Origin of the sequence: Falsiroseomonas selenitidurans, assembly GCF_012103215.1 — a bacterium.
Classification (GTDB): Bacteria; Pseudomonadota; Alphaproteobacteria; order Acetobacterales; family Acetobacteraceae; genus Falsiroseomonas; species Falsiroseomonas selenitidurans.
This window is the reverse complement of the sequence record NZ_JAAVNE010000041.1, coordinates 37,306-48,083: the sequence shown is the minus strand read 5'-3', so window position 1 is coordinate 48,083 and position 10,778 is coordinate 37,306. Positions and strand designations below refer to the sequence as shown.

Sequence of the window (10,778 nt, the reverse complement as noted above, 5' to 3'; positions counted from 1 at the left end):
GCGGTCACCATCGCCCCGATCCCGCTGTTACAATTCACCCCGTAGCGGCTCCGAAATCGATAAGGCTAGAAGCAAGACACGTAGAGAAGGTGCGAGAGCGCCGCGGCTGAACAGCCACGCTGCGGCTCGATCGAGACAGTGGCTCGCGAGCCAATGGTTCCTTTCTGGCCCCGCTGTATGCGGGGGGCGGAAGCGCGCAACATTCCTAGCGCCAGGCCATTTTTCCAGGTTGCCACGCCGCCGTGTTGCCAGCCTCGCCAGGCGGCATTCTTCACCACCACCATCGATATCAGCAGGTGCGTATGCCCCAGGCCCCATGGTCTGCGAGCGCCGTTGAGGCGCGCGCGGTCGCCTCCCTGCTGCCCTATGCCGGCAATGCGCGCACGCATTCCGCCGAGCAGGTGGCGCAAATCGCTGCCTCCATTCTCGAGTTCGGCTTCGTGGCGCCGGTCCTGGTGGACGAGCGCGGTGAGGTCATCGCCGGCCACGGCCGGCTGCAAGCCGCCAAATCCCTGGGCCTGGAGACGGTCCCCACCATCATCCGCGCCGGACTGACCGAAGCGCAGAAGGCTGCCTACCGCCTGGCCGACAATCGCATCGCGCTGAACGCCGGATGGGACGAGGCGCTGCTCGCCGCCGAGGTGGCCAAGCTGCAGGAGATGGGCGGTCTCGATCTGGCGCTGACCGGCTTCGATGCCGGTGAGCTCGATCGGCTGCTGGCAGGCATGGAGCCATTGGCAACGGACCCTGGCAACGGGCCGCTTGCCAGCCCCGCCGTTGCCAGCGCCGACGCCCCTGGCAACGAGGCGCCGGCGGACGATCCCGCGGACGCCGAACCGGAGCCGCCGCGCCAGGCCGTCACCCGTCCCGGCGATCTCTGGATGCTCGGCGACCATCGCCTGCTCTGCGGCGACAGCACCGACGCCGCCTCAGTGGCGCGCGTGATGGGCGACGACCGCGCCACGCTGCTGTTCACCTCCCCGCCCTATGGAAATCAGCGGGACTACACCACCGGCGGCGGCACGGATTGGGATGCGCTGATGCAGGGCATGTTCCAGCATCTCGACTTGGCCATGCGGCCGGACGGTCAGGTGCTGGTGAACCTCGGCCTCATCCACCGCGACAGCGAATGGATCCCGTATTGGTCCGGCTGGCTCGACTGGATGCGCGCCCGCGGTTGGCGGCGCTTCGGGCTTTACACCTGGGACCAGGGGCCTGGCCTGCCCGGCGATTGGAACGGCCGCCTCGCGCCGGCCTTCGAGTTCGTCTTCCACTTCAACCGCCAGGCGCGCCAGGCCAACAAGATCGTCCCCTGCAAATGGGCCGGCACGCCGAACAAGGGCAGCGGGCTGCGCGCCGCCGACGGCACCATCTCGGAGTACCAGCATGCCGGCCTGCCGGTGCAGGACTTCCGGATCCCCGACAACGTGCTGCGCCTGACCCGCCACAAGGGCCGCGGCATCGAGACGGAGCACCCCGCGGTGTTCCCGGTCGTGCTGCCGGAATTCCTGATGCGCACCTACACCGTCGAGGGCGAGGTGGTGTTCGAACCGTTCGGCGGCTCCGGCACGACCATTCTCGCCGGCCAGCGCACCTGCCGCCGCGTGTGCGCCATCGAACTGGCGTCCGCCTATGTCGACTTGGCGATCGCCCGCTGGCGGATGCTGCACCCCGACCTGCCGGTGACGCTGGCAGATGATGGCCGCGATTACGAGGCTGTCGCCGCGGCCCGGATGGAGGTCACTGTCGATGCGGCCTGACCTTCAGATGGAGATGATGCCTGTGGCATCGCTCGTGGCCTATGCCGCCAATGCGCGCATGCACCCTAGCGAGCAGGTAGCGCAGCTGGCGGCGTCCATCGCCGAATTCGGCTTCAACGTGCCGGTGCTGGTGGACGATGCCGGCGTCCTGATCGCGGGCCATGGCCGCGTGCTGGCGGCCAAGGCGCTCGGGCTCGAGGCGGTGCCCGCCATCCGCCTCGGCCATCTGACCGAGGCGCAGGCGCGGGCCTTTCGGCTGGCGGACAACCAGCTGGCGCTGAACTCGACCTGGGACGAGAGCCTGCTCGCCGCCGAGCTGCGGGAACTGCGTGCCGACGAATTCGACCTGGGCCTGATCGGCTTCGACCAGGCGGCGCTGGATCGCCTGCTGGCCGACGCCGCGGGCGCGGATACGGGTCCCGCCGCGGGCGATCCCGACGCACCGGCGCCCGAGCCACCGGTCGTGCCGGTCACCCGTGCAGGCGACCTTTGGCAGCTTGGGGCACATCGGCTGCTCTGCGGCGACGCCACATCCGCCGCCGATGTCGCGCGCCTGCTGGATGGCGCGACGCCACATCTGATGATCACCGACCCACCCTATGGCGTGAACTACGATCCGGAATGGCGAAACGAAGCCGGCGTCTCGGCCACCATGCGTACCGGCAAGGTGGCGAATGACGATCGCGCCGACTGGCGGCAGGCCTGGGCGCTGTTCCCCGGCAACGTGGCTTATGTCTGGCACGCCGGTGTGCACAGCCGCACGATGATCGACAGCCTCGAGGCCGTGGGCTTCGTGATCCGCAGTCAGATCGTCTGGGCGAAGTCGCGCTTCGTGCTGGGCCGCGGCGACTATCACTGGCAGCACGAGCCCTGCCTCTACGCGGTCCGCAAGGGTGCGACCGGCCACTGGCAGGGTGCACGGGACCAAGCCACGCTCTGGGCGATCAGCAACGCTGGCGACGAGGACGCCGCCACGGTGCACGGCACGCAGAAGCCGGTGGAGTGCATGCGCCGCCCGATCATCAATAACAGCGCCGCCGGCGAGGCGATCTACGATCCCTTCCTCGGCAGCGGCACGACGCTGATTGCCGCGGAGACGACGGGCCGGGCCTGCTACGCGGTGGATATCGATCCGCGCTATGTCGATGTCGCCATCCAGCGCTGGCAGAACCTCACCGGCAAGGCGGCCGTGCTGGCCGGCGAGGACCGGGTGTTCCGGGACGTGGCCGCAGCGCGTGGTGTGGCACTCGCGGCATGATGCGTCAGCGGAGCGTCGTGGCTACCTTGCGAGCGGCATCGAATGCGGCGACCGCGGTGGGCCAATCGAGCGCGGCGCCGTCGCCAAGCGTCTGCACGGGCGCGAGCGCCACGCGACGGCGCGACCAGTAGTTGCCGTCCAGCGTGGCGAGCCATCCCGCCAGCCCCTGCACGGCGAGCGCCGCGGCGGCGGCTTCGACTTCTGCCTCGCTCGGCGGTGCGGCTCGCCCCATGGTGACGTGGCGGCCATCCTGCGCCAGGATGATCCAGCAGCGTTCGGAGGGCATCAGCCTTCCTCCTTCTCGGTCTGCCAGGTGGCGTATTCCACCGTGGCGTAGATCGCCCGCCCGTCGCTGGCGGTGCAGACCTGAATGGTCGCGCGGCCCACGCTGTCGGTGCTGCGCGGCGCGGTGGCGAGAAGCTGCTGCCAGGCGGCGCGATCCTGCGGGCCTTCGGCGGTCTCGTGCGGGAGGATGGTGGTGCTGGTCATCGTCGTCTCCGTCTGGCGGGGCGGGATGCCCTGCGCGTGACGGACGATTCGCGCTGTGTCGGAGCGCAGCCAACTCGATAAAGCGCCGGGAATCTGGATGATCCCCGGCGCTTCCGATGATGTTCAGTGGCGTGGCTGAGATGCTTCACTCCGCCAATGCGTAGATCGTGAAGGACCCCTTCGCGCCCGTCTTGTTGGGGCCGACCATCCGCTCGCGTGACTTCACCTCGACCGCGTGGCCCTTCTTCTTCAGCCCGGCAAAGAAGCCGCGCACCGTGTGCTGTGCCCAGCCCGTGGCCTCGGCTATCTGCGCGACCGTCGCGCCCTCGGGGCGGCGCAGCATGGCCAGCACCTGCTCCTGTTTGGTCCCCTCGCGCGGCTTGCGCGGCGCGCCCGGCTCGCGGGCGACGCGGGCGGGCTTCCCGGCAAGCAGGATGCGAAGGGCCGCGATCGGCGCGTCCAGGGCGCCGATCAGGTCGCCATCATGCGTCCCGAAGCGAGCAGCCTGGTCGTCCCAGGCGGCGAGGATGGCCGCGGCGGTATCGCGCAGGCTGGCGCGCGGCATCGCGGCGCGTGCGGCGAGGGCCTGGTCGAGCAGGGCGATCTCCTCCGTCAGGGGCGCGGTTTGGGCGGGCTCGGCGGCGAGCGTGGGGCTTTCCCCCGGCGCGGCGTCCGGCGCCACCGTGGGCGCCGTGTCGGGCACGCTGCCCTCGATGCCCGAGCAGTCGGGCTCGCTTGCCTCCGCGTCGCCCTCGTTGGGGTCGATGCCGATGGCGCGCAGCCCCTCGTCGGTGATGCGGGCCACGATCCAAGTGCCGTCGTCGTCCTGACGCCAGCCCAGCCCGACGAAGTCCCGCGGGGCGTTGATCTCGGTGAGCAGGTTGTTCTTGATCAGGCTGCGGAACACCGCGTTGCGGGCCGCGGCCGGCAGGGTCTTCGGCGCGCGGGCGAGGCCCATCTCGTGCTGCGCGGCGGCGCTGAGGATCACGCGCTGGCTGTCGGAAAGCTTCGTCATCGTGGTGGTCTCCGGTTCCGGGTGCCGGTCATCGGCCCCTACTGCCGGGAGCCCCGCCGGCGTGGCCGGTCGGGGCGGTGCGGGAGTGGCGCGCGTCAGGCTTCGTATTCGCCGCGGCGGAAATGCTGGTCCGCGATGTCCTTCAGCTTCGCGGTGGCATCGGAAAGCCAGGTCGCTTCGCCCCAAAGCACCGTCTCCGGATCCGCGCCGAAATGGTCCGCGCTGGCCTGGGTGAGTTCGGCGAGGAGGGCGTCGAACTCGGTCTTCTTCGCGAGGAAGGCGGCCAAGCTGCGTTCCTGGTTGCGGGCGGCGCGGGCGGTGCGGTCGGTCATGGCGGTCTCCGTCGTGGTGCAGGGCGTGATGCTCTGCGTGTGACGGACCATTCGCGCTGTGCCGCGCACGAGCCAAGCGCATCTCGCGCGCATCGAATTGCTAAGATCGGAGGCGTTCGATCACATCATGATCGCAGCCGCTTCCGATGCGCTGGTGGCCTCGCAGCGCGAGGTGGCGCGCCGGCTGGGCATTTCGCACACCGCGCTGCAGAAGGCCGCGCAGGCCGGCCGTATCGCGCAGGAGCCTGGCGGCGGCTGGGACGTCGAGAAGGTGCGTGCGCGGCTGGCTGCGAGCAGCGACCCGGCGCGCAAGACAGCGGCCATGGTGACGCCGGTATCGGCGCAGCCCTTGCCACCCCCGGCCGCGCCGCGGCCGGCCTTCGTCGCCCCGCCCATTCCGGAGCCGCTGCCCACGCCCTCCGCCGGCGGCAGCAGCTTCCACAATGCCCGCACCGCCAACGAGATGCTCAAGGCGCAGGAGCGCAAGCTCCGGCTCGATGAGCGTCGCGGCCAACTGGTCGAGAAGGCGCGCGCGCTCATGCTGGTGCACCGGCTGGCCAAGGAGGAGCGCGATGCCATCCTCGCATGGCCGGCCCGTATCGCCGCGGAATTGGCGGCCGAACTGGGTGTCGATGCGCATCGGCTGCAGACGCTGATGGATGCCCGGCTTCGGCAGCACCTGGCCGAGCGCAACGACGTCCGCGTGGCGGTCGCATGATGACCGGCGAACAGATCATCGGCGAGCTCGGCAACTTCGACGGCGCCGCCGAGATCCTGCAGGCCTGGCGCGACGGCATGGCGCCCGAGCCCGCGCTACTGGTTTCGGACTGGGCGGACAAGCATCGCATGCTCGGCTCCCGCGGCAGCGCCGAGCCAGGCCCATGGCGCACCAACCGCACGCCTTATCTGCGCGACGTGATGGACGCGCTCTCGCCCGCACATCCTGCCCGGCGCGTGGTCTTCATGAAGGGCGCGCAGGTCGGAGGTACGGAGTGCGGCAATAATTGGATTGGCTACGTCATCCACCATGCGCCTGGTCCGATGCTGGCGGTGCAGCCGACCACTGAACTCGCCAAGCGCTTCTCCGACCAGCGCATCGACCCGCTGGTGGAGGAGACGCCCGCCATCCGGCAGCGCGTCGCGCCGGCCCGATCGCGCGACAGCGGCAATCGCCAGCTCAGCAAGGAGTTCCCGGGCGGCCAGCTGGTGATGACCGGCGCCAACAGCGCGGTCGGGCTGCGCTCCATGTCGGCGCGCTTCCTCTTCCTGGACGAGGTCGATGCCTATCCTGGCGACGTCGAGGGCGAGGGCGATCCCGTCGCGCTGGCGGAAGCCCGGGCGCGCACCTTCGGCTGGCGCCGCAAGACGCTGCTGGTCTCGACGCCCACCATCTCCGGCCTGTCGCGCATCGAGCGCGAGTATCTGGCCAGCGACCAGCGGCGGTTCTTCCTGCCGTGTCCGCACTGCGCCGCGATGCAGTGGCTGCGCTTCGAGCGGCTGGTCTGGGAAAAGGGCGAGCCGGACAGCGCACGCTATCTCTGCGAGGCCTGCGACGGGGAGATCGGCGAGCAGCATAAGACGGCGATGCTAGCCGGCGGCGAATGGCGACCCACCGCCATCCCGCAGGATCCGCACGCCATCGGCTTTCACATCTCGGCGCTGTACTCGCCGGTCGGCTGGTTCTCCTGGTCCCAGGCGGTGCGGGATTGGGAGGCGGCGCAGGGCGACGACCGCGCCATCAAGACATTTCGGAATACCGTCCTCGGAGAAACCTGGCAGGAGAGCGGCGAGGCGCCGGACTGGCAGCGGCTCTACGATCGTCGAGAGGAATGGGCGCCCGGCACGGTTGCGGCCGAGGGGCTGCTGCTGACGGCGGGTGTCGACGTGCAGCGCGATCGCCTCGAGGCTAGCATCTGGGCATGGGCGCAGGATCGGCAGTCCTGGCTGATCGAGCACCGCATCCTCGCGGGCAATCCCTTCGAGGCGGCGGTGTGGGACGAGTTGCGCGGCCTGCTGGGCGAGACCTGGCGGCACGCTTCCGGCCACCGGCTTGGCCTTGCCATGACGGCGATCGACAGCGGCGACGGCATGACCACGGCCGAGGTCTATGCCTTCGTGCGGCGGGCCGGTGCCGGTCGTGCCATCGCCGTGAAGGGCCAGGACGGTCTGCGGGCGGCGATCGGGCAGCCCTCGGCCACGGAGGTGCGGCGGAACGGCCGCAAGCTTGGCGGGCTGAAGGTCTGGCCGGTCGGCTCGTCCTTCCTGAAGGGCGAGACTTACGGCTGGCTGAAGCTGGAGCGGCCAACGGCGGAGAGCGGCGATCCGTTCCCGCCCGGCTTCGTGCATCTGCCGCTGCATGCGGCCGGCGAGGAATTCTGTCGCCAGCTTACCGCCGAGCAGTTCGTGGCGCGTGCTGGCCGCAACGGCTTTCGCCGGCTCGAATGGGTCAAGACCAGGGAACGGAACGAGGCGCTGGACTGCCGGGTCTATGCGCGTGCTGCCGCGGCGGCCCTCGGCATGGATGGTTGGGGTGACGGGCGTTGGACACGGATGGCCGATGCGCTGTCGCTGCCAGCAGGCGAGATTCCCACCGGCGGGATTGTCGCTCCTCCATCGCCGCCGCAGGTCGCGACTGACACCCAACGCCCACGCGGCTGGCTCGCGCCGCGCAACGGCTGGCTTCGCTGAAGGAGGACGATCATGGACCCGACCGTCCTCGCCTGGGCACTCGCCCAACCGCCCGGCACCCGCGCCGCCGTGCTGGCCGCAGCCTTCACCGGCGGCACCACGCGCGTGACCTTCGATGGCCGCACGGTTGAATACCGCTCCCTGGATGAGCTCGGCCGCGCCCTATCCGTCCTGCACGCCGCCGAGAACACCGCCGCGCGCCGCCCCAGCGTGACCTTCGCCAGCTTCTCCCGCGAGGGAAGCAGGTGATGGGCCGCCTTCGCGATGCCTGGCACGCCCTGCGTGGCTATGCCGCCGCGCAGGACAGCCGTGCTTCGAGCTGGGCGGCCTCCGGCGGCAGCGCCACGGCCGATGTCGGCGCCGCCGCACCCACCGTGGCACGCCGCGCCCGCGATGCCGTCCGCAACGACCCCTACGCCGCCCGCATCGTGGATCTCTGGACCGGCAACGCGGTGGGCGCCGGCATCACCACTCGCTGGCCGGATAAGCCGCATGCCGAGGCCTGGCGGCGCTGGTCCGACAGCACCGCTTGCGACGCCGAGGGCCGGCTCGATCTCTATGGCCTGCAGGCGCTGGTGATGCGGGCGGTGGTCGAGAGCGGCGAATGCTTCGTCCGGCTGCTGCCGGCCGACAGCACGCCGGCCAATCCGATCGGCCTGAGGCTGCAGGTGCTGGAAAGCGATCACCTCGACACGGCCCGCCAGGGCGTCATCGAGGGTGTCTCCACCCTGCAGGGCATCGGCCTGGGAGAGGCCGGTGAGCCGGTCGGCTATTGGCTGCACCGCGTGCATCCCGGCGCGTCCTGGGTCCTGCCGGGCGGTGCCACCTGGCTCAGCAGCCAGCGCGTCCCCGCCCGCGATGTGCTGCACATCTACCGCAAGCGCCGGCCTGGCCAGCTGCGCGACGTGTCCTGGCTGGCGCCGGTGCTGACCCGACTGCGCGACCTCGGTGACTACGAGGCCGCGCTGCTGATGAAGGCCAAGATCGAGGCGTGCCTCGCCGCGGTTGTGTCCGAGGATGGCGACGACACCATGACCGGCCCGGCTTCGGGACTGCTGCGTGATGCGCAGGGCCGGACGGTCGAGAGCTTCGAGCCCGGCATGATCCTGTATCGCCGCGGCATGGGCAGCGTGGAGGTGGTGAACCCCTCCGGTGGTGGATCGCACGCGGCCTTCGCGCGGCGCGCGCTTGAAGCTTCCGCCGTCGGCACCGGCCTCACCTACGACCAGGTCGCCGGGGACCTCACCCAGGCGAACTACTCCAGCCTGCGTGCCGGCAAGATCGAGTTCCGCCGGCTCTGCGAGCAGGTGCAGTACGGGATGCTGATCCCAATGCTGGTGCGGCCGATCGCCGATCGCTTCCACGCGCAGGGCGCGCTGCTCGGCCTTTGGGGCGCGGATGTTCCCGAGGGCCTATCGCACGTCCCGCCCGCCCACGAGATGATCGACCCGCTGAAGGACACCACCGCCCTGATCGCCCAGGTGCGCGCCGGCTTCGTGCCGCAGCCCGAGGCCGTCGGCGCCTTCGGCTACGACTTCCGCCAGGTCGTCGAGATGATCCGCGAGGCCAACGCCCTGCTCGATGAGGCAGGGCTGTCGCTCGACAGCGATCCGCGCCGCGTCGCGAAGTCCGGCGCCGCACAGGATGCGGCCCAGCTCGCCGCCATCGAGATCGCCGCCACCGGCGCTGCTTCGCCGCGTGCGGATGCGGGCGCTGCCCCCAATCCAGGAGCATCCCAATGATCGCAGGTGCCTACGACTGGACCGACGACATGCTCAAGATCAAGAGCATGCAGAAGAAGTTCCGCGACAGCTTCAACGGCACCGAGATCAATCCGGCGCGCTGGGAGATCGCGGCGACCGGCGGCGGCATCACGCACACCGTCGCGGATGGCGCCGTCACCATCTCCACCGGCACCACGCTCGACGACGAGCTGACGCTCACCAGCCGCACCACCTTCACCATCCCGCTCCGGGTCATGGTGGCGGTGAATATGAGCCAGCGCATCGTCGGCCAGTCGGTCTGGCTCGAGCTGGTCAGCATTGATCCGGCCACCGCCCAGCCGGACGGGCGCAGTGCGGCTGCCTGGCGGCTGGACGGGACCAGCGCGACGCTCGCGAACTACGAGGTGCAAAGCGAGGCCGCGCCGCGCCTCGGCAGCGCCTCGGGCAGCACCATCCCGACCACGGCGCCGGCCGGCTGGTCGGTGCTGGAGCTCGAGCCGACCAACGACGAATGCTACTTCCATGGCCGCCTGCTCGACACCACCGCAGCGCGGTCGAACTCGTATGTCCGCCACCAGCAGATCCCAGAGCCGAATGCGCTGTATCGCTTTCGGATCCGCGTGCGGAACCGCCAGTTCATCAGCGGCGTCTCGGCGGTGGCGAACAATGGCGGTGGCGCGGTGCGTATCACCCGCGCGGCGCATGGCTTTGCCACGAACGATGTGGTGACGGTCGCCGATGTCTCCGGCGTGCCCGGGGCGAATGGCAGCTTCACCATCACGGTCATCGACGCGAACAGCTTTGATCTGGTCGGCTCGACCTTCACCGGCGCCTATCTGAACACCGGCTGGGCCTCGGTCTCGCGCAATCTCGCTCCCGCCTCGAACACCGACATCAAGGTCCAGTTCGTCACCATCGCGGACTATGCCGAGCTCACCACCGAAATCACCGCCGGCCGCGGCCAGTCGGTCGCGGGCCAGGGGCTTGGCGTGAATGTCCTCAGCACCATCCCGCCGACCGTAACGCCGGTGGGCGGCCAGGCCCGCGGTACCAGCGGCGCGCTGCCGGTGCTGGCGGCCACCGGCTACTCGGCCAATCCGGTCGCCGTCACCACGGCGCGTGGCGTGGATCTGCTGGCGACGCTGATCGGCGCGCTGGTCACAAAGCCCTACGCCATCCCCGAGGCCGACTGGCAGTACGCCGCCGCCGCGGGTGGGATCATCAACACCACCGATGTGGTGCTCCGGGCGGCCGCCGCGGCCGGCATCCGGAACTACGTCACCTCGATCGATATCCGCAACGCACACGCGACGGTCGCCACGGAGGTGGTCATCAAGGACGGCGCCACCGTGATCTGGCGTCAGCTGCTGCCGGCGGCGATGGCGGCCCCGGTCGAGATCACCTTTCCCACCCCGCTGCGCGGGACCGCCGCCACGGCGATGAACGTCGCCTGCATCACCACCGGCGCGCAGGTCTACGTCAACGCGCAGGGCTTCGCCGCGCCGTAACGGC

The 10,778-nt window shown here is 70.2% G+C and carries 11 protein-coding genes; 7 read left to right on the top strand and 4 right to left on the bottom strand.

The features are described from left to right. Positions 1 to 302: 302 nt before the first annotated feature. Positions 303 to 1,760, top strand: coding sequence for a site-specific DNA-methyltransferase (locus tag HEQ75_RS20725; RefSeq protein ID WP_168034020.1), 1,458 nt, complete (start codon positions 303 to 305; stop codon positions 1,758 to 1,760). Further along, entirely contained in the window at positions 1,750 to 3,018 is a 1,269-nt protein-coding gene (locus HEQ75_RS20720; RefSeq protein ID WP_168034019.1) for a site-specific DNA-methyltransferase, read from the top strand. The genes HEQ75_RS20725 and HEQ75_RS20720 overlap by 11 nt, the downstream gene beginning before the upstream one ends. Before the next feature lie 4 nt (positions 3,019 to 3,022). Here the strand turns inward: HEQ75_RS20720 and HEQ75_RS20715 are convergent, their stop codons facing one another. From HEQ75_RS20715 to HEQ75_RS20700, 4 genes are all read right to left on the bottom strand, one after another. Beyond that, a complete protein-coding gene (locus HEQ75_RS20715) occupies positions 3,023 to 3,304 on the bottom strand; it encodes a hypothetical protein (protein ID WP_168034018.1) in 282 nt (93 codons plus the stop codon). Further along, the gene (locus HEQ75_RS20710) at positions 3,304 to 3,507 is read right to left on the bottom strand and encodes a hypothetical protein (protein WP_168034017.1); all 204 of its coding nucleotides are present in this window, start codon (positions 3,505 to 3,507) and stop codon (positions 3,304 to 3,306) included. Before HEQ75_RS20710 ends, HEQ75_RS20715 begins: the two co-directional genes overlap by 1 nt. Positions 3,508 to 3,652: 145 nt before the next feature. After that, complete coding sequence (locus HEQ75_RS29090) at positions 3,653 to 4,495, bottom strand: DUF3489 domain-containing protein (RefSeq protein ID WP_328734535.1); 843 nt, start codon at positions 4,493 to 4,495, stop codon at positions 3,653 to 3,655. Between the two features lie 122 nt (positions 4,496 to 4,617). Continuing rightward, positions 4,618 to 4,854, bottom strand: coding sequence for a hypothetical protein (locus tag HEQ75_RS20700; protein ID WP_168034025.1), 237 nt, complete (start codon positions 4,852 to 4,854; stop codon positions 4,618 to 4,620). A 58-nt stretch (positions 4,855 to 4,912) separates the two neighbouring features. Between HEQ75_RS20700 and HEQ75_RS20695 the strand changes: the two genes are divergently transcribed. The 5 genes from HEQ75_RS20695 to HEQ75_RS20675 are packed head-to-tail and all read left to right on the top strand — an operon-like array spanning position 4,913 to position 10,774. Then, on the top strand, positions 4,913 to 5,572 hold the full coding sequence (locus HEQ75_RS20695; RefSeq protein WP_168034016.1) for an elements of external origin: 660 nt from the start codon (positions 4,913 to 4,915) through the stop codon (positions 5,570 to 5,572). Then, a complete protein-coding gene (locus HEQ75_RS20690) occupies positions 5,572 to 7,542 on the top strand; it encodes a phage terminase large subunit family protein (protein ID WP_168034015.1) in 1,971 nt (656 codons plus the stop codon). The genes HEQ75_RS20695 and HEQ75_RS20690 overlap by 1 nt, the downstream gene beginning before the upstream one ends. Positions 7,543 to 7,554: 12 nt before the next feature. Beyond that, entirely contained in the window at positions 7,555 to 7,791 is a 237-nt protein-coding gene (locus HEQ75_RS20685) for a phage head-tail joining protein (protein WP_168034014.1), read from the top strand. Beyond that, a complete protein-coding gene (locus HEQ75_RS20680) occupies positions 7,791 to 9,284 on the top strand; it encodes a phage portal protein (RefSeq protein ID WP_168034013.1) in 1,494 nt (497 codons plus the stop codon). The genes HEQ75_RS20685 and HEQ75_RS20680 overlap by 1 nt, the downstream gene beginning before the upstream one ends. Then, positions 9,281 to 10,774: a ubiquitin-activating E1 FCCH domain-containing protein gene (locus HEQ75_RS20675; RefSeq protein WP_168034012.1), complete on the top strand. Its 1,494-nt coding sequence runs from the start codon at positions 9,281 to 9,283 to the stop codon at positions 10,772 to 10,774. Before HEQ75_RS20680 ends, HEQ75_RS20675 begins: the two co-directional genes overlap by 4 nt. Positions 10,775 to 10,778: the final 4 nt, after the last annotated feature.

Bases quoted from the DNA above. Each gene is read 5' to 3' on its own strand.
- HEQ75_RS20725 (WP_168034020.1), top strand. From the start codon at position 303: ATGCCCCAGGCCCCATGGTCTGCGAGCGCCGTTGAGGCGCGCGCGGTC.
- HEQ75_RS20720 (WP_168034019.1), top strand. From the start codon at position 1,750: ATGCGGCCTGACCTTCAGATGGAGATGATGCCTGTGGCATCGCTCGTG.
- HEQ75_RS20715 (WP_168034018.1), bottom strand. From the start codon at position 3,304: ATGCCCTCCGAACGCTGCTGGATCATCCTGGCGCAGGATGGCCGCCAC.
- HEQ75_RS20710 (WP_168034017.1), bottom strand. From the start codon at position 3,507: ATGACCAGCACCACCATCCTCCCGCACGAGACCGCCGAAGGCCCGCAG.
- HEQ75_RS20700 (WP_168034025.1), bottom strand. From the start codon at position 4,854: ATGACCGACCGCACCGCCCGCGCCGCCCGCAACCAGGAACGCAGCTTG.
- HEQ75_RS20690 (WP_168034015.1), top strand. From the start codon at position 5,572: ATGACCGGCGAACAGATCATCGGCGAGCTCGGCAACTTCGACGGCGCC.
- HEQ75_RS20685 (WP_168034014.1), top strand. From the start codon at position 7,555: ATGGACCCGACCGTCCTCGCCTGGGCACTCGCCCAACCGCCCGGCACC.
- HEQ75_RS20680 (WP_168034013.1), top strand. From the start codon at position 7,791: ATGGGCCGCCTTCGCGATGCCTGGCACGCCCTGCGTGGCTATGCCGCC.
- HEQ75_RS20675 (WP_168034012.1), top strand. From the start codon at position 9,281: ATGATCGCAGGTGCCTACGACTGGACCGACGACATGCTCAAGATCAAG.